16 protein-coding genes and 1 pseudogene are annotated in these 18,082 nt (G+C 66.8%); 7 read left to right on the top strand and 10 right to left on the bottom strand.

Annotated elements, in window-relative coordinates; genetic code table 11:
* Together BN973_RS16350 and BN973_RS16345 are read left to right on the top strand one after the other, a co-directional pair.
* Positions 1-696 (top strand): GntR family transcriptional regulator, encoded by a 696-nt coding sequence (locus BN973_RS16350; RefSeq protein WP_051641296.1) that lies wholly within the window; start codon positions 1-3, stop codon positions 694-696.
* On the top strand, positions 693-1,451 hold the full coding sequence (locus BN973_RS16345) for an SDR family NAD(P)-dependent oxidoreductase (protein ID WP_036469391.1): 759 nt from the start codon (positions 693-695) through the stop codon (positions 1,449-1,451). Before BN973_RS16350 ends, BN973_RS16345 begins: the two co-directional genes overlap by 4 nt.
* On the opposite strand, the gene BN973_RS16340 is transcribed toward BN973_RS16345, so the two are convergent.
* The 5 genes from BN973_RS16340 to BN973_RS30565 all read right to left on the bottom strand — a co-directional run bounded on the left by BN973_RS16340 (position 1,419) and on the right by BN973_RS30565 (position 7,673).
* Positions 1,419-2,339: an LLM class flavin-dependent oxidoreductase gene (locus tag BN973_RS16340; RefSeq protein WP_051641295.1), complete on the bottom strand. Its 921-nt coding sequence runs from the start codon at positions 2,337-2,339 to the stop codon at positions 1,419-1,421. The two genes, BN973_RS16345 and BN973_RS16340, sit on opposite strands and share 33 nt — an antisense overlap.
* Entirely contained in the window at positions 2,336-3,523 is a 1,188-nt protein-coding gene (locus BN973_RS16335) for an LLM class flavin-dependent oxidoreductase (RefSeq protein ID WP_036469389.1), read from the bottom strand. Before BN973_RS16335 ends, BN973_RS16340 begins: the two co-directional genes overlap by 4 nt.
* Positions 3,524-3,581: 58 nt before the next feature.
* Positions 3,582-4,955: a 4-hydroxyphenylacetate 3-hydroxylase N-terminal domain-containing protein gene (locus BN973_RS16330; RefSeq protein WP_036469387.1), complete on the bottom strand. Its 1,374-nt coding sequence runs from the start codon at positions 4,953-4,955 to the stop codon at positions 3,582-3,584.
* A gap of 18 nt (positions 4,956-4,973) precedes the next feature.
* On the bottom strand, positions 4,974-7,277 hold the full coding sequence (locus tag BN973_RS16325; protein WP_051641294.1) for an acyl-CoA dehydrogenase: 2,304 nt from the start codon (positions 7,275-7,277) through the stop codon (positions 4,974-4,976).
* 189 nt (positions 7,278-7,466) lie between these two features.
* On the bottom strand, positions 7,467-7,673 hold the full coding sequence (locus BN973_RS30565) for a hypothetical protein (RefSeq protein ID WP_084163421.1): 207 nt from the start codon (positions 7,671-7,673) through the stop codon (positions 7,467-7,469).
* A gap of 259 nt (positions 7,674-7,932) precedes the next feature.
* Here BN973_RS30565 and BN973_RS16320 point away from each other — a divergent pair, with 259 nt between their 5' ends.
* Entirely contained in the window at positions 7,933-8,760 is an 828-nt protein-coding gene (locus tag BN973_RS16320; protein ID WP_036469385.1) for a glycoside hydrolase family 16 protein, read from the top strand.
* 10 nt (positions 8,761-8,770) lie between these two features.
* On the opposite strand, the gene BN973_RS16315 is transcribed toward BN973_RS16320, so the two are convergent.
* The 3 genes from BN973_RS16315 to BN973_RS16305 all read right to left on the bottom strand — a co-directional run bounded on the left by BN973_RS16315 (position 8,771) and on the right by BN973_RS16305 (position 11,352).
* Positions 8,771-9,454, bottom strand: coding sequence for a hypothetical protein (locus BN973_RS16315; protein ID WP_232232094.1), 684 nt, complete (start codon positions 9,452-9,454; stop codon positions 8,771-8,773).
* Positions 9,455-9,486: 32 nt separating this feature from the next.
* Positions 9,487-10,338 (bottom strand): TIGR03560 family F420-dependent LLM class oxidoreductase, encoded by an 852-nt coding sequence (locus BN973_RS16310; RefSeq protein WP_036469382.1) that lies wholly within the window; start codon positions 10,336-10,338, stop codon positions 9,487-9,489.
* Between the two features lie 174 nt (positions 10,339-10,512).
* Positions 10,513-11,352: a class I SAM-dependent methyltransferase gene (locus tag BN973_RS16305; RefSeq protein WP_051641293.1), complete on the bottom strand. Its 840-nt coding sequence runs from the start codon at positions 11,350-11,352 to the stop codon at positions 10,513-10,515.
* A 126-nt stretch (positions 11,353-11,478) separates the two neighbouring features.
* Between BN973_RS16305 and BN973_RS16300 the strand changes: the two are divergent.
* The 3 genes and pseudogenes from BN973_RS16300 (at position 11,479) to BN973_RS16290 (ending at position 14,478) form a co-directional block, all read left to right on the top strand.
* Positions 11,479-12,493, top strand: a pseudogene (locus BN973_RS16300) (NADP-dependent oxidoreductase).
* A 159-nt stretch (positions 12,494-12,652) separates the two neighbouring features.
* Complete coding sequence (locus BN973_RS16295) at positions 12,653-14,107, top strand: amino acid permease (protein WP_036469380.1); 1,455 nt, start codon at positions 12,653-12,655, stop codon at positions 14,105-14,107.
* A gap of 116 nt (positions 14,108-14,223) precedes the next feature.
* Positions 14,224-14,478 (top strand): hypothetical protein, encoded by a 255-nt coding sequence (locus BN973_RS16290; RefSeq protein ID WP_036469379.1) that lies wholly within the window; start codon positions 14,224-14,226, stop codon positions 14,476-14,478.
* Positions 14,479-14,548: 70 nt separating this feature from the next.
* On the opposite strand, the gene BN973_RS16285 is transcribed toward BN973_RS16290, so the two are convergent.
* Both BN973_RS16285 and BN973_RS16280 read right to left on the bottom strand, forming a co-directional pair.
* On the bottom strand, positions 14,549-16,003 hold the full coding sequence (locus BN973_RS16285; protein WP_036469378.1) for an aldehyde dehydrogenase family protein: 1,455 nt from the start codon (positions 16,001-16,003) through the stop codon (positions 14,549-14,551).
* Positions 16,004-16,127: 124 nt separating this feature from the next.
* Positions 16,128-16,598 carry a hypothetical protein gene (locus tag BN973_RS16280; protein ID WP_036472544.1) on the bottom strand — a complete coding sequence of 157 codons (471 nt, stop codon included), beginning with the start codon at positions 16,596-16,598 and terminating at the stop codon, positions 16,128-16,130.
* Between the two features lie 62 nt (positions 16,599-16,660).
* On the opposite strand from BN973_RS16280, the gene BN973_RS16275 reads away from it, so the two are divergent.
* Entirely contained in the window at positions 16,661-17,968 is a 1,308-nt protein-coding gene (locus BN973_RS16275) for a hydroxyacid-oxoacid transhydrogenase (protein ID WP_036469376.1), read from the top strand.
* Positions 17,969-18,082: the final 114 nt, after the last annotated feature.

Genomic DNA, 18,082 nt, shown 5'->3' with positions numbered 1-18,082 from the left:
ATGACCGAGATCGACGGCCGATCGGACTTGGCCTACCGGTTGATCCGGCGCGCGATCGCCGAGGGCGATTTCGAGCCGGGCTCGCGGCTGGTAGAACAGCGCATCGGCGAGATGTTCGACCTGTCCCGCACCCCGGTGCGAGAAGCGTTGCGGGCCTTGGCTGCCGACGGCCTGGTCGTGATCGAGCGCAACCGGGGGGCGGTCGTCGCCACGATGTCCGAGACCGACATCCGCGACCAGTACGAGCTGCGCGCCCGGCTGGAATCGCTGGCCGCCGAGCGTGCGGCAACGCGGATGGATGCCGAGGGCATCGCGGAACTCGACGCGGCGATCGCGGATTTCGATGCGGGCATCGAGCTCGTGTCGAGTGGCTCGCTGGATGCGGGGCTGCGCCGAATCACGGCTGCCAACAGCGCCTTTCACCAGGGTGTGGTGGAGGGGTCACGGCACCGAAGACTGTCGGCGCTGCTGGTGCACGCGGTCGACATTCCGTTGGTGTATCAGGTTTTTCGGCATCAGACGCGGGCCGAAAGCGAGCGCTCCAACCTGTTCCACCGGATGGTGCGCGACGCGATCGCCGCCGGTGAACCCGAGCGGGCCGGCGCCCTGATGGCCGAGCACATCTTGCAGGGCCGCGACTGTGTCCTGGCATCGCGCGCGCACCCGCGTCCGGAAACCCAAACCCACGCCTCGTGATCGAGCGATTCCGGCTGGACGGTCGCGTCGCCGTGGTGACCGGGGCGACGTCGGAGTTGGGTGTGGCGATCGCCCGGGCGCTCGGCTGTGCTGGAGCGCGAATCGCCTTGGCGGGTCGTCGTCCCGACGACGTCGAGGCGCGCTGCACCAGATTGCGCGACGACGGCATCGACGTCACGGCATTTCGGGTCGACGTCGCAGACCCCGAATCCTGCACCGACGCGGTCGGCCGGATCGCGGAGCATTTCGGCAGGGTGGACGTGTTGGTCAACAACGCGGGCGTCGGCACCGCCGCGCCCGCGACGCGCGAGGATCCGGCGCAGTTCCGGCACAGCATCGAAGTCAACCTGATGGGCGCCTATTGGATGAGCCAGGCGTGTGGCCGCGTGATGCAGCCGGGATCGGCCGTCGTGATGATCAGCAGCATCCTGGGGTTGACGACGACCTCGCTGCCGCAGGCGGGCTATGTGTCCAGCAAGGCGGGGCTGCTGGGTCTCACCCGCGACCTGGCCCGACAGTGGACCGGCCGCAAGGGAATTCGGGTCAACGCCGTGGCGCCGGGATTTCTGTCCACCGGAATGACCGCGCACACGCCGGGCGGCTTCAACGACGAGTTCGTGAACTCGCGGGTGCCCGCCGCGCGGATGGGTGATCCCGACGAGGTGGCCGCGGCGGTCCTGTTTCTGGCCAGCCCGGCCGCGTCGTTCGTCAGCGGCGCGGTGTTACCAGTCGACGGCGGAGCGTTGATCACCTGAGCTTCGTGCGAACAGCAGGGCCCGCAAGTGCTCGAGGACCGCGGGATCGATCAGCTCCGGCTCGTAGAGCAGCTCCGGCGGGAAGTACAACACGATCTCGTCGATGCCGATCTGCTGCCAGCCGGCCACCCAGTCGTCGAACGCCTGAACGGACGACCAGATCGGGTCCGGAGTGGTCGCGGGACTGCCGGCCAGGATCTGCCGGCGAATGCTCGAGGGGTCTCGGCCGACTTCGGCGCAGAGTCCGTCCAGGATGGCCGAGCGCTGCTCGGTGATCGCCAGCAGCTCGGGTGACGACAGCCCCCAGCCGCCAAACGAACTCCAGATGTCGCCGTACCGCGCCACCAACCGCAGGCTTGAACGGTCATGCGCGGCAATGCACATCGGCGGCCGGGGCCGTTGCACGGGAGCAGGTCGCAGCCGAACGCCGTGAACTTCGTAGTACTTGCCGGCAAAGTCGACCGGTTCGGCGCGCAGCAGCGCGTCGACCAGCTCGACGGCTTCGGCGAACCGCTCGGCACGCTCGTCGCGAGCCCACGGTGCAGTGCCCAGCAGCTCGTGGTCGGTGCGCGCGTAACCGGCCCCGATCCCCAGCCGCAGCCGGCCGCCCGACATGTTCTCGAGCGTGATGGCTTGACGCGCGAGCAGCACGGGGTGTCGCAGGATGACGTTGGAGACCAACGGCCCCAGCAACATTCGTCGCGTGCAGTTGGCCAGGCCGGCCAGCGTGGTGAACGCCTCGAACCAATTGGCTTTCGGGGCTTGCGGGTTGGCGCCGTGGTCGTCGATCCAGAGGCTGCGAAACCCCAACTCCTCGGCCTGCTCGCAACGGTCGAGCAGGGTCGCCCACGCGACGTTGGGAAACAGCAGCACCCCGAAGTCGATCACTGACCGGTGTGCACTTTTTCTGCTTCGGCACGGCGGCGGGCGTCGCGCTCGGCAAGGAATTGTTGTGTCGCGCCGACGATCGCGTCGGTGATATTGCCCATCAGCGTCTCGCGGTGGAAGATCGTCCAGTCGCGGCTGCGCTCGATCGGTTCCAGCGAATCCTGAAACACCGGCATCACGTAGCGGCTGATCAGCTCGTAGGACCGCAGCGTGGCTTCACGATTGGCCCATTCGTGCGCCATCAACAAATAGGTGCCGAATCCGCCGGACTGTTTTTGCAGCCGGCGCAACTGCTCGACGGCCATCTCGGGAGTGCCGATCACGCCCACACCGGTGTCGTTGACGGCGGCCACGATGTCCTCGCCCGGATCGAAGTCGCCCAAAATCGGTATCGCGCCGACATTTTGGAAGTAGTCGACCCATTGAGCCAGGCCGACCTCGACCTCTCGGCGGGCCTGCTCCTCGGTTTCGGCGATGTGCATCGGCCCGACCATGCGCCAGCCCTCGCGGCGCACCGTCTTGCCATGTGCGGCCGCGGTCTCGGTTGCTGTCCGCCAGTTGCGCGCCAGCGCGTCGAAGGCCTTCCTCTGGGTCGCCGCGATCGAGAGCAATCCGATGCCGAACTTGCCGGCCGCGACCGGGCCGGACGGCGACGCCGTCACTGCGACGCTCACCTCGATGCCGGGCTTGCTGTAGGGCCGCAGTTGCAACCTGGCATCGCGCAACGTGAACCAGTCCGTCTTGCGCGTCACCGGTCCCTCGTCGGCCCACAATTCGAGCACCGCCTCGAGCGACTCGAGCATCATGTCGCGCTGCCGCGTCGTCTCGATGCCCATCATGTATGCGTCGCCCGGCAGCGCGCCCGGCCCGACCCCGACGATCAGCCGGCCCCGGGTCAAGTGATCGAGTTGCACCATCCGGTCGGCGAACATGAACGGGTGGTGGTACGGCAGCGAGGCCACGCCGGTGCCCAACCGGATGCGCTTGGTGCGGGCGGCGGCCGTGGCGATCATCAGATCCGGCGCCCCGCTGATTTCGGTTCCGCCGGAATGATGTTCGCCGAACCAGGCTTCCTCGTAGCCGAGTTCTTCGACGGCTTCGACCAGCTGCAGGTCGCGCTCGAATGCGAGGGTCGGATTGTCCCCCACCATGTGGTAGGGGGCGATGAACACACCAAAACGCATGCAGCTGAATCTACGTCTACGTTCACGTTCATGCAAGCACGGTGACCGCGCGGCGCCGTCAATCGAGGTTGGCCGCGTGCCGGGCCAGGCGCTTGGCCCGCTCCATGTCGTAATGCTTGCGGGTCACCAGCCGCTGGGCGAACAGGCCGCCACCGGATTGCACATTGGTGACCAGGTGCCAGCCGCCGTACGAGTCGGCGGTGGCGTCCCGGATGGCGTGAAACAACTTCGCGCGAGTATCACCCGGGACCTCGGGCGCGCCGGTGAGGTACTTGCGCAACTGCGGCCCGACGTCCGGGTTGTCCAGGTCCGCCATCGACGGCGTGGTGATCACGCCACCGCCGGCGATGTCGTGCAGATGCCGGACCATCAGGTTGAAGTTCGCCGCGCCAACGTATTTGGTGGCGTTGGTGTAGAGATCGTCGGGATAGTAGTAGCCCTCCGGCGTGGTGTGCGCGTTGCTGATCGCGGCCTCCATGCCGGCGCGCAGGATGGTGGCGTGGATCATCATCTCGTCGATCTTTTCCCGGATGTGCGAAACCCGGGCGGTGCCGTTGGCTTCGGCGATCAGTGCGGCCAGGCCCACCATCTCGTCGGCCTGTTCCACCATCACGGCGGTTCCGCCAAGGCGTTCCCACAGCCCGAGCGAATGCGCGAAGATTCCGGCCTGGGCCGCAACCCCGTCCAGGAACACGTGTGCGTTCGGTACGAACACGTCGTCGAAGATCACGAACCCGTCGGGCATGCCGCGCCCGGAGCTCACCGGGTAGTCGCGTTCGTCACCGCCGCGTGCCTGCACGGTGCGGCTGACGACGTGCACGCCCGGAGCGTTCACCGGTACGGCGCACGCGATCGCGTAGTCCTCCTCCCCCGGCTTCATCGACTTGGTCGGCATCACCAGCAGGTGATGCGCGAAGGGTGCGGCGCTGATGTGTAGCTTGGCGCCGCGGATCACCACGCCGTCGTCGCGACGCTGGACCACGCGCACGTACTGGTCGGGGTCGTCTTGCGCGGCCGGGGCCCTCGACCGGTCGCCCTTGGAATCGGTGATGCACTCCGCGACGCGGATGTCGTCGCGACGTGCTTGCGCCACATAGGCATTGATGCGCGCGACGAACTCGGGGTGCGCGTCACCAAGCCGCGCGGCCGCCACCACGAGCGTCATCAGCGACTGGTAGGTGACGTTGAGCAACAGATCCATCCTGGTCAGGATCGGCACCCGCTCCCGCAGTTCGTCCACGCTGCGGGGCGCCTCGACGAGGGGGTTCACCGCGTCGGGCTCGGGACGGTACGACTCGTCGTATCCGGCGGTCACCGCATACAGCGCCGGCGCCAGCAGCGGGTCGGTGTCCATGTCGGCGACCAGCTTGCCGTCCTGATAGATCCGTCGTCCGTCGCGCAACGAGTTCTTGTACTGTTCGCCCGTCATCATTTTGCGGTGCGCTCCTTCTTATCTGCTGGTCCGCTGATTGAACGGCTGGTCGCGGTCGGGATCGGCCTCGCGGGGCAGCCCCAGCACGCGTTCGGCGATGATGTTGCGCTGGATCTCCGAGGTGCCGCCGGCGATGCAATACTTCTTCATCTCCAGGAATGACCTTGTGCCAGCGGGCATCTCGGCGTCGATCGGCCAGCCCAGCGAAAGATCTGGCTGCAGGTCGACCCGGATACGCCCCGCGCGCTCGTGCAGGTCCGCGCTGACGAGTTTGCGAATCGAGTCGATCGCGCCGGGGTTGCGATCCGGGGTGACGCTGGCACGCAAACTCGCGGTCTGCAGCGCGCGTTCGTCGACAAGCATGCGCTGCAACCGATCCCGTACATCGGCGTCGTGCCAGGCACCGCTGTCGAGCGCCTCGGCGATCAGCTGATCGGCCACGCCCGGACCGACGACCGGCGGCCCGGTGAGACTGTTGCGTTCCTGCATCAGTGTGCTGATGCCGACCTTCCAGCCGGCGCCGCACGGGCCTAGACGCGCCGAGTCGGGCAGCACGACGTCGGTCAGGAACACCTCGTTGAATTCGGCGTCGCCCGTCATCTGCCGCAGCGGTCGCACCTCGACACCGGGTGTTCGCATGTCGAGCAGGAAGTAGGTGATACCCGCGTGTTTGGGCAGGGTCGGATCGGTGCGGGCCATCAGCAGCCCGAAGTCGGCGGTGTTGGCGAACGAACTCCAGATCTTCTGGCCATTGACCAGCCAGCGATCGCCGTCGATCGGCACGGCCGAGGTCGACAGGGACGCCAGATCGGATCCGGCGCCGGGTTCGCTGAACAGCTGACACCACCGATGCTCGCCCAGCGCCAGCGGCCGCAGGTACGTTTCACGCTGCTGATCGCTGCCCCACTGAAGAATTGTTGGGCCGGCCAGCCATACCCCGACGAAATCTTCCTCGGGCCGGTCGAGGCCACGGCGGCGCAGCTCTTCGACGACGGCGCCGCCCTCGTCGCGGCTCATGCCCCGACCGCCGTACCGGACCGGCCAGGTCGGTGTCGACCAGCCCGCGGCGCCGAGCCGGCGATACCAGTCGCGCCGCGCCGGTGAATATTTCTCCCCCGCTGCCGGGGGTGGGCCATCACCGGTGAGGCCGTCGATCAGGTTGGCGGCCAACCACCCGCGCAGTTCGTCGACCGCCGGCGAGTCTTCCACGGGTGCGGATTGTGCTGTGGGCGCGGGGGTTTCGGTTACCGAGCGGCCGAGCCGATTGCGATGCGCCGACGGTGTGTCGAGCAGGTATTGGTCGGACTTGGCCCGGCGCAGGTAAAGGTGTGCGGCGTGCTCCCAGGTGTAGCCGATGCCGCCGTGCAGCTGGATCATCTCCGCGGCGTTCTGCACCGCAGCGTCCCCGCAGGCGGCGGCCGCGACCCTCACGGCGAATTCGGCATCGGCCGCCCCGGCCGCCAGCTGCCGGATTGCATACCAGGCGCTACTGGCCGACAGCTCGGCACGTACCGCCGCGTCGGCGAGACGATGCTTGAGCGCCTGGAACGCACCGATCTGGCGGCCGAACTGCCGACGGTCCAACAGGTATTGCCTGGTGAGCGCTACGCACTGCTCGGCCAGCACGGCCTGCTCGGCGGCCAGCAGTGCCGTCGCCCGAAGGCGGACTCGAGCCAACACGGGCGTTGCGGCTCCGGGCGCCCCGACCCGGCGCGCCGCGGCGTGCGAAAGCCGGAGATTGGCCAACGGTCGGGTCGGGTCGAGGGTGGCCAGCCGCTGTCGGTGCACCCCGTCGGAACCGGTGATCGCGAAAAGCGTTGTGCCGTCCGCGGTCTCCGCGGAAACCAATATCAAGTCGGCGTCCGCGCCATCGGGGACGTGGCCGAATTCTCCACTGACAGACCAGCTTTGGCCATCGCGTTCCGCACGGCCCACATCGTCGCCGAGTGTCGCGGTCAGCTCACCCGCGACGATACGGGGCAGTAGCTCTTCGCACGCATCGGCGTCGTCGGAGGCCAGCAGCGCGGTGGCGGCCAGGCAAACGGTGGCGAAGTACGGTGCGGGTGCCAATTCCCGCGCGAGTTCTTCGCAGACGATGGCCTGTTCGGTCAACCCGGCTCCGCTGCCGCCGTACTGGTCGGGCAGCGCGATGCCGAGCAGGCCCAGCGCGCCCAGCGTCGGCCACCCCGCTTTACGCGCCTCGGCCGGGTCCGCGTGCCTGGTTTCGTCGAGCGGCAGTTGCTTGGCCACCATTTTGCGGACCATGCCGCGAAGGTCGTCGAGTTCGGACGCGCTCGAGTGTGCCTGCACCGCGACAGCCATTTTGTATACATTAGAGAGGAATTGACGGGTGTCAATAACCTTCTTGGTGGACTATCCAGCCGGTTGTATGCAATCCATGTCAGGCGTGCAGCGAGGCGGTGCTCCGGGTGCCGAGGAGTGCGGGCATGCTGGTGAACCCGCGGAGGTTGACCAGCCCGCGCCGTTGCCGCGGCGCGGCCAGCGCCGGGCTTACGCGGGCGTATCGCCGGTGGAGTAGAGCTTGAAGTGGCGGCTGCCGGCGGCGACCGCGTGGCCTACCTGAACGGCCCCTCGACGAGCCCGAAACGACGGATGGCGACGCATGGATTCGACACGTTCACGTTCGCGGCGCTGCGCGGCGATCCACGCCGGATGGGACTGGAGAAAAATAACTGTCGACTCTGGCGCATTCGCCATGATTGTCAACTCCTCTCAGAGCCCCGACTCGGCTGTAAAGCTGCAACAGTGTTATCTGTTCGTGTCCAGGATGCCCAGCCAATGCTGAGACCAAACCGTGCCTGAACATGAGAATTCGCCGTGAATTCCATCCCAAATCCCGAGCTTGTAGCGTTCCGCCGTCCGTTTCGGGTCGGCGGCGGTCCAAATGCTAACGACGGCCACCGACACATTTTTGGTTTCGACCCCGGACGACCCGGGCTGCTATCGTCGCTTGCTTATGCCTGAGATGGACCGTCGCCGCATGATGCTGACGACAGGGATCGGCGTGCTGGCGGCCGCGCTGCCCATCCCTGAGGCCAGGGCTTATCCCGGGCGGATGCCACCGCCCAGCGCGCCCAGCGGGCAGGCCGCAAGCTACATATTCTCCGATGAGTTCGACGGCCCGGCCGGTTCGGCGCCGGACCCGTCGAAGTGGGCGATCGCCAAGGCCCGCGAGACGATCAAGGACCCGACGTATTGGGAGCTGCCCGAGCACATCGGGCAGTACCGTGACGACCGGAAAAACGTGTTCGTAGACGGCAATTCGAACCTCGTCCTGCGCGCGGCCAAAGATGGCCCCACCTACTTCAGCGGTAAGGTGCAAAGCCTGTGGCGCGGCGGCGTCGGCCACACCTGGGAGGCCCGCGTCAAGCTGAACTGCCTGACCGCCGGTGCCTGGCCCGCGTACTGGCTCGGCAACGACGATCAGGGCGAGATCGACGTGATGGAGTGGTACGGCAACGGCAGCTGGCCGTCGGCGACCACGGTCCACGCCAAAGCCAACGGCGGCGAGTGGAAGACCCACAACATCGCGGTCGACAGCGCCTGGCACACCTGGCGCTGTCGGTGGGACGAGGCCGGCATCAGGTTTTGGAAGGACTATTCCGACGGCGCCCAGCCGTATTTCGACGTGCCGGCCAGCTCGCTGCCGGATTGGCCGTTCAACGGCCCCGGCTACACGGTCTATCCGGTGTTCAACCTTGCCGTTGCCGGCTCCGGCGGTGGCGATCCCGGCCCGGGCGGCTACCCCGCCGACATGCTCGTCGACTGGATACGCGTCTGGTAGGTCGGGCGCGTCAGCCTGGTATTCGGTCCCCGGCGAACCACGCTTCTGCGACCGCGTGGACTTGGGGCGGCGGAAAGCGGGTCCCCGGCGCGCCCAGTTGACCGACTTTGACCGTCCACGTCGGTCCGGTGCGGTCGTCGATGCAGGTCTGTGAGTCGGGGAGGCATAGGACCACGAGGTTGGCGCCGGTGTGCCCGCACCAGTAGGCCCCGACGTAACCGTCGTCCCGGCTGCCCCAGGCCCCGCCGTTGCGCAGCAAACAGCGGGTGCCGTCGTCGAGAGCGAGCGCATACGGCTCCGGCGAAGCGGGGGGTCGCACCGGCGGAAGCTCGCCGTGGTAGGTGACCCGATGCAAACGCTGGTCCCACGGATCGTCCACGCACAGCAGCGATCCCGGCGTCGACGGCCAACAGGTTCCGGCTCCGGCTGCGCTCGGCGAGCACGCGTACACGTCGTCGGCCACCGCCGACGGCGACGGGGTGCTGCAGTTGTCGACGACGGCGACGTTGCCGTCGGGCGGGGTCTCGTGAAAGCCGTTGACGGCTTGCCCCTGGGACCCGACGGCCACCGTGGTGATCTGCTGAGTGGGCGGCGGATCGGCGTTTGCCGGTCCGGCGAACCCGAACATCGCCGTGACAACGATTGGCACCGCAGCAAGCCGCAACACGTCCACCGAGCTAACAATCCTCCACATCTGCGGCGATGTGAATGGCAAACCTGCCGGGGCTAGACGGCCGCGACCGGCCGCGGTGCGGAATCCAGGGCAAGGCAACGTTGGAGCAATGCGTCCGTCGGTGGCTGACGGAACGCCAGCACCATCTGCTCGCAACCTAGCCGTTCGAACTCCGGCAACAGCGCCAGCTGTTCATCCACCTGCTCGGGCTCGACCGGATGCAGGGGAACCTGCGCGGTGCGCATGACCTCGCCCGGTTTGCGTCCCACATCGGCACATGCCTCGTCGAGGCGGGCGTTTACGGTGCCCCATCGTTCGGGCCCCTCATATCCGGGCATGTTCCAGATGTCCGCCTGGCGGGCGATCACGCGGAGCATCTTCGGCTCCGTGCCGCCCATCACGATCGGGGGGTGTGGGCGTTGAAGCGGTTTGGGTTCGCACAGCGCATCCTCAAGGGCGAAGAATTGCCCCTTGAAGGTGACCGATTCCTCCGTCCATAGCCGGCGAATCAGGGTCAGCGCCTCGTCGACCATCGCGACGCGGGCACCGGGAGCGGGAAAGTCGATCCCGTACCCGCAATGTTCGGCCTCGTGCCAGCCGGCGCCGATCCCGAAGTTCAGGCGCCCACCCGATATGTGGTCGACGGTGACCGCCATCTTGGCAAGAACCGCGGGGTTGCGGTAGGTCACGCTGGATACCAGGCAGCCGACCCGTGCCCGCTCGGTCACCGCGGCCATCGCGGCCAGGGTGGTCCAGCCCTCATGGGTGGGGGCGTCGTGTTCCTGCGGCCCGTAGAAATGGTCGTAATCCCACACCGCTTCGAATCCAAGGCGATCGGCGGTGCGCCACAACTGCTCGAGTTCGGCGTATTGGAAGCTCTGGTCGAATTTGACCGAAATGCGCATGCGGCGATTCTAAGTTCGGCGGCGCACTTTGGCGCGGCGAATGGTCCGCATTCCGATTTCGTCTCCCGCTCGTCAGATGCCAGACAAGCCGTATTAAAGAAACTTTCCGCACTCACGGTCCGAGCACTGATACCGAAAAATGTTGCACAGGTTGCTAGTTAGGCAAGCGTGGGCTCAGTGGGTCAGCAGAGCCGCCGCACTCCATGGTCGGGTGCCGGGTCCGCGTGGATCCGGTTGAGGCAGCCATGCGGCGAGGCGCATGGGTACCGGCAAGCGGCGGAATCGGCGGGCGGCGATAAGCAGCGATTCCACTTCGGCGACGCGCCAGCCGAGTTCTTCGAAATAAGCCACGCCGTTTTCGGGGGCGAATCTGAACGGTGCATTCTCCAGCATGCCTGCCATCTTCTTGTTCATCATCTTTTTCAGACCGGGACCCGCGAAGTCGAGCATCCACCAGGTCACCTCGGGGCGGGTGATCGCCTGCGACAGCGCTGCGACGTCGTCGTCGTCGAGATACATCAACAGGCCCTCCGTGAGCACCAGGGCCTTCTCGGCGCCGTCGAGGGCGTCGTTGAGGAATGCGTCCCTGGCCTGCGGGTCCGCGAGGTCGACGGCCGTGCGCGTCAACCGGCAGCGCGGTGTCTGATCGGCGAGCAGTTGCGTCTTCTCCGCCAGCAACGCCGGCAGATCCGCCTCCACCCATCCCAACCCGGCGGGCAGCTCCATACGATAGGGCCGGGTGTCCAGGCCGGCGGCCAGATTCAACACCCGGTCGCAACCGTTGGCGACGGCCGCGGCGATCGCGTCGTCGATCAGTTTGGTGCGCGCGACGAGCCACCAACCGTTGCGCGTCGACCGGGGCACATTGGCGACGATCGCACGGCCCTGCTCACCGGCCAGGAGCCCGGCGAGCGGGTCGTGGAACAACGCATCGGGGCGTTCCGACTCGGTTGCCCGATGCAGTGCCGTCCAGCGGGCGGTATCCGAAACATGGGTGATGGTGTGATCCGCCATAGGTGGGGTTATAGCATTCGCCGCCGACCTTGGCTCGCCGCGAGTCCAGCGGCGTACTAAAGACCTTGTGCACCAACATCTTTCACGGCTATTGATCCGGAGAATGGTGTCCGGTAGCGTGCGCTCATGCCTGATCGAAATCGCCGATTCCTCCTGCGTGAGCGCCCGACCGGACGTATCGGTCCCAACACGTTCGAGCTCAGCGAGGAGGCCGTGCCCGAGATCGGGGACGGTGAGGCGCTGGTGCGGGTCGAATGGATCTCGCTCGATCCGACCAACCGGACCTGGATCAACGACACCCCGACCTATCTGCCTCCGGTCGGTATCGGCGAGGTCATGCGCGCCGGCGGGCTCGGCCGGGTCGTCGAATCGAACAACCCCAACTATGCGGTCGGCCAGATCGTGCAGGGCCTCGTCGGCTGGCAGGAGTACGTAGTCGTCTCCGACACGATGCCGTTGTTCGCGGTCGACGTCGCCGACGGCGTCTCCCCCAGCGCCTATATGGGCGCACTCGGGACGACCGGGCTCACGGCGTGGGTCGGGATCCGCGACATCGGCAAGCCGCAGCCGGGTGAGACCGTCGTCGTGTCGGCCGCGGCGGGTGCGGTGGGCTCGGTCGCCGGCCAGCTTGCCAAAGGCCGACGGCGCCCGCGTCGTCGGGATCGCCGGCGGCCCGGACAAATGCCGGCTGCTCACCGAGGAACTCGGCTTCGATGCGGCCGTCGACCACCGTGCCGACGACTGGCTCGCCCAGCTCCGGGCGGCGACACCCGACGGCATCGACGTCGACTTCGAGAACGTCGGCGGCGTCATCATGGACGCGGTCTTCGCCCGGCTCAACATTCGCGCGCGCGTTGCGCTGTGCGGCTTGATCTCCGGTTACAACGAGGCCGACCCACCACCCGGACCACGAGCCTTCGGCAACCTGCTGATCCAGCGCGCGAGGGTGGAGGGCTTCATCGTTCTCGACCACCTCGGCCGCGCCCCCGAGGCGGTACGCGAGATCTCGGGCCTGATCGCCGCGGGCAAGCTCACGCCGCTGGAGACCGTCGTCGAGGGCTTCGAACAGCTACCCACGGCGATCAACATGCTCTTCGACGGCAAAAACGTCGGCAAGCTCATGGTCAAGACGTCGAGCTAGGCCTATCGCGTCCCATTTTTCTTTGCTCGTTTGAACCAGCACATCTCGTAGAGCGTTGACAATTGGCATGGTCAGCAGCGGGATGTGAGGATAAGAATTATCCTGTTCGGCCACAGGGTTGGTTAGCTGGTAGGTACCGGAACCACGAGGACGTGACACATGAGCGAGGACGTCGCCGAGCTCAATCCTGCTGTCCCGCAGCTGCACCGAGGGCTGTCCAACCGTCACATCCAGCTGATCGCGATCGGTGGCACGATCGGGACGGGCCTGTTCATGGGCGCGGGGCGAACGATCTCCCGCGCCGGCCCGTCGGTCGTGGTGGTTTACGGAATTATCGGGTTCTTCTTGTTTTTCGTGCTGCGCGCGATGGGCGAGCTGCTGTTGTCGAACCTGAACTACAAGTCCTTCGTCGACTTCGCCGCCGATCTGTTGGGGCCGGCGGCGGGCTTTTTCGTCGGGTGGTCGTACTGGTTCGCCTGGATCGTCACCGGCATTGCCGAACTGGTCGCGATCGCGGGCTACTTGCAGTTCTGGTGGCCCGGTCTGCCGGCATGGCTGCCGGCGCTGATCGCGTGTGTGCTGATCCTTCTGATCAACCTGTTCAGCGTGCGCAACTTCGGGGAGATCGAATTCTGGTTCGCGCTAATCAAAGTCGTCGCGATCATCAGTTTGATCGTTGTCGGCGCAATCATGCTGGCCACCAATTTCGTTTCTCCGCAAGGACATCCAGCGACGATCGAAAACCTTTGGAACAGCGGCGGATTCTTCGCCACCGGCGTTTCCGGGATGGTGGGCGGATTCCAGATCGCATTCTTTGCGTTCGTCGGCGTGGAACTCGTCGGCGCCGCGGCGGCCGAGACGGCCAACCCGCGTCGCACCCTTCCGCGCGCGATCAATGCGGTGCCGCTGCGGGTGGCGATCTTCTATATCGGCGCGCTGCTGGTGATCCTCACCGTCGTCGAATGGCGGCGGTTCGACGGCAACGAGTCCCCGTTCGTCGCGATGTTCTCCCTGGCCGGACTCGGCGGTGCGGCTTCCGTGGTCAACTTCGTCGTGATCACCGCGGCCTCCTCCTCGGCCAACTCCGGGATGTACTCGACCGGCCGCATGCTTTACGGCCTGGCCGACGAAGGTAGCGCTCCGGCGGTATTCCGGCGGCTGAACCGCGGCGGCGTCCCGGCGCACGCCCTGTTCGTGACGGCCGTGCTGCTGCTGACCGCCATCCCCCTGCTACACGTCGGCCGTTCGGTGATGGGTGCTTTCACGCTGGTGACAACCATTTCGGCGCTGCTGTTCATGTTCGTCTGGGCGATGATCCTGGTCAGCTACCTCGTCTATCGCCGGCGGTACACGCAGCGCCACGCGGACTCGGCCTTCAAGATGCCCGGCGGCCGGGTGATGTGCTGGGCCGTCCTCGTCTTCTTCGCATTCGTCGCGTGGACGCTCACCACGGAAAACGACACCGCCGTGGCTTTGGCGTGGTTCCCCGCGTGGTTCGTGCTGTTGGCCGCCGGATGGCTGGTTGTCCGGCGCAGTCGCGCTCATGCCGAGCGCTACCACCAGTTCCTGGCCGAGATGCACCCCCCTGTGCAGAACCCGGCGCCGGCGTCCTGACCGGCGCGTGAGTCGCGCGGCCCGCTCGTTGTTGGGATCGGTAGCCCGTGCGGGCGTCTGTACTCATCGCAACGACGCCGCCAAAGAGGTAGCGCCCCAGGAAAGGAAGACAGTAAATGAACATCGTGCCGACCGGCATCCAGGAGCAGATCAACCGCGTCGATCGCCAACGGAGCCTGTACATCGGGATCAGCACCGGCCTGCTGGCGATCTGGAGCATCTACCGGCTGATCTGGATGCTCTACATCGGAATGACGTTTGGCTGGTTCTTTTCAGCGGTGGCTTTCCAGTTGGTGCTCTGGGGTGTGATCGGCACCGCCGCGGCGGTGGCGTCCATCGGTTTCCTGACGCGGTACAACAAAGGTTCTTGAGTCGTCTGACGGCCGTCGGAGAAGTCCCGGACCCGCGGGGGGTCCGGGACTTTCCGTGTGGCGCCAAGACTTACAGCTGGGCCCACACCGACTTCGTCTTCAGGTAGATCTCGAGGCCCTCTTTGCCGAACTCGTGGCCCCAGCCGGACTGCTTGTAGCCGCCGAACGGCACATCGTGGTCGAACACCAGCTGGCAGTTCACCTGGACACTGCCGGCCTGCAATCGCTTCATGATCCGGTGGGCCCGGCCCAGGTTCTCCGTCCAGGCGGTGGCGGCCAAGCCGTAGGTGGTGTCGTTGGCCATGGCCACGGCCTCGTCCTCGTCGTCGAACGGCAGGATGCTGACCACCGGCCCGAAGATCTCCTCCCGGTACAGCCGCATGCCCGGGTCGACGTTGGTCAGCACGGTCGGGTGGACGAAGTAGCCCTTGCGGTCCAGCCGGTGGCCGCCGGTGACCACTTCGACGCCGTCGCGCTTGCCCTCGTCGATGTAGCCCATCACGCGGGTCAGCTGCTTCTGGCTGATCAGCGGGCCGCTGACACAGCCCTCTTCGCTGGGGGCGCCCAGCTTGAACGAATTGGCCATCATCGAGATGCCCTCCACGACGCGGTCGAACACGCCGCGCTGCACGAAGATTCGCGATCCGCACACGCAACCCTGGCCGGAGTGCACGAAGATGCCGAGCGAGGCCATCATGATGGCCTTGTCCAGATCGGCGTCGTCGAAGATCAGCACCGGTGACTTGCCGCCGAGTTCCAGCGTGACCTTCTTCAGGTTGTCGGCCGACGCACGCACGATCGCCTTGCCGACCTCGGTCGAGCCGGTGAAGGCGACCTTCTGGACATCGGGATGCGCGGTGATCGCCGCGCCCGCGGTGTGCCCGTAACCGGTCAGCAGGTTGACGACACCCTCGGGCACGCCGGCCTCGTGGATGAGCCGGTCCAGCAGCACCGCCGACAGCGGCGTCTCCTCGGCGGGCTTGACCAGCAGGCTGCCGCCGGCGGCCAGGGCCGGCGCCAGCTTCGCGCTGGCATTGAAGATCGGGCCGTTCCACGGGAAGATCAGGCCCACCACGCTGTACGGCTCCTTGAGCGTGTACGCGTGCATGTTGACGTAGGTGTCGGTCGCGATGCCGTCGGTCTTGACGTCGTAGGCGACGCCGTTGATCTTCGAACACCAGCCGGCGTAGTACCGGAAGAACTCCGAGCAGGTCGACATCTGCAACTGCGCCTGCATCAGCGGCATGCCGGTGTTGAGCGAGTCGAGTTGGGCGAACTCCTCGGCGTGCTCGTCGATCAGCTCCCCGATTCGCCACAAGATCTTGGCCCGCTCGCGGCCCGGGAGGTCGGACCAGACACCCGACTCGAAGGAGGCCTTCGCCCGTGCCGCGGCTTCGTTGACCGCGTCTTCCCCGCAGTCGGTGAATTCGGTGATCTGTTCTTCCGTGGCGGGGTTGATGATCGGAATGACCTCACCCGAGCCGGGGCGCTTACTTAGGTCGTCCAGTACTGCCTGCAGAGTCATCTGTTCCCTTCCCGATCAACCCTGATCGAGCCCGGCGCACCCGTGCCCGTAATGCTGAGCACCTGCTTAGCATTGTGATCGTAGCCAGGTCAAGATTCCGTCGTGCCGGCCGGTTCGGCGTGGTTTAGCGCTTGGCCGCGCTGATCGCCGCGCGCACTGCCGAAATGCAGTCGGTCGCTTCGGGTTCCGGCCCCAGCCCGACGCAGTAGCTGCCGGTGTGCTCGCCGCCGAAGCCGGTGATCGTGAACCCGGCGGCATCGCCAAAGCCCGCGTCCGCCGTCATCGACGCCTGCGCCAACGGCAGGGACAGCACCGAGGTCCCGCGCTTGGCACCGTCGGTGGCCACGAGCAGTTGGGTGGGATGCAGCACCACCGCGGTCCAGTGCTCCTCGTCCGGGTCGACCGGGTTGGCGCGCCGCCGCAGTAGCCTCGCGAATCCCGAACTGGCCGGCGGGTTTTCGCTATGCGTGAGCCATACCTGGACATCGTTGAGGTCGATTTGGCGGGACGCGGCATGTTCGGCCAATTTGCCGCAGATCCGGCGCGGCAACTCGACGATTCGCGCCGACCGGGTGTGACGCACATACAGCGGCATGGGTGCATCATGCCCGCGGACCAACCCGGTCGCCATTCGCGCGGGCGGTATTGAATAGACCGATGGCGTGCTGCGAATTCCCGGCTGTGGTGCCGGGCTGCGATTCGGCCTTCACCGTCGACTCGTCACGGATCACCTTCGGGCGGGGCTGTCTCGCCGAGTTGGGCGACAGAGCCGGGGCGCTGGGCCTGCGGCGGGTGGCCCTGTTCTCCGACGCCCGTGTGGCGGGCCTGCCGATCTTCGCCACGGCGCGCGAATCGCTGGTCGCGGCCGGTGTGGACGTGGTCACCTACACCGACGTGCACGTCGAACCGACGGACGCGTCCTTCGCCGAAGCGACCCGCTTCGCCAGGGAAGTGCAGCCCGACGGCTACGTGTCGCTCGGCGGCGGGTCGGTCATCGACACCTGTAAGGCCGCCAATCTCTACGCCACCCACCCGGCGGACTTTTTGACCTACGTCAACGCGCCCATCGGCGAAGGCAACCCGGTACCCGGACCGCTCAAGCCCCACATCGCCTGCCCCACCACCGCGGGTACCGGCAGCGAGGTCACCGGGATCGCGATCTTCGATCTGCTGTCGTTGACGGTGAAGACCGGAATCGCCTCGCCCGCGCTGCGGCCCACCGAGGCGCTCGTCGACCCGGATTGCACCGCCAGCCTGCCCGCCGGAGTCGTCGCGGCGGCGGGCCTGGACGTGCTGTCGCACGCCCTGGAGTCCTACACCGCGCGCCCCTATGTGCACCGGCCCACTCCCCCGCGGCCCAGCCTTCGGCCGATGAGTCAGGGCGCCAATCCGTGGAGCGACCTGGGCTGCAGCGAGGCGCTTCGCGTGCTGGGCCGCAATTTGGAGCCGGCGGTGCACGACGCTTCCGACAGCGACGCGCGCGAGCAGATGATGTGGGCCGCGACGCTGGCCGGCATCGCCTTCGGCAACGCGGGCGTGCACGCGCCGCACGGCATGGCCTACGCGGTGGCCGGGCTGGTGCGCGACTTCCACCCCTCGGGCTACCCGCCCGACGAACCGCTGGTGCCGCACGGGATGTCCGTGATCGTCAACGCGCCGGCGGTATTTCGGTTTACCGCGCAGGCCAGCCCGCCGCGGCACACCGAGGCGGCCCGATTGCTGGGCGCCGATACCCGAGACGCCGGCCCCGATGATGCGGGCGAGGTGCTCGCGACCGAACTGATCCGCATCATGCGTGCGGTGGGCATGCCCAACGGCCTTGGCGGGGTGGGCTATACCGACGCCGACATAGGCGCCCTCACCGAGGGCGCCTTTCCGCAGCAGCGCCTGCTGCAGAACGCCCCGCGCGAGATGAGCAAGCCGGTGCTGGCCGATTTGTTCGGCGCCGCGATGCGCTACTGGTAGGTGTCTGGTCTGCTGGGGCCTGGCTGTCGCCGAGATCGACGCCAGCGTGCGGTTCACTCGAACTTTTCCGCGCCGGCGTCGATCTCGACGATTCGCGCCGCGCTACCGGTAGGC

It is taken from the genome of Mycobacterium triplex, from assembly GCF_000689255.1.
Taxonomy (GTDB): domain Bacteria; phylum Actinomycetota; class Actinomycetes; order Mycobacteriales; family Mycobacteriaceae; genus Mycobacterium; species Mycobacterium triplex.
Note: the sequence above shows the minus strand (reverse complement) of the source record. Positions and strands in the feature narration are given on the sequence as shown.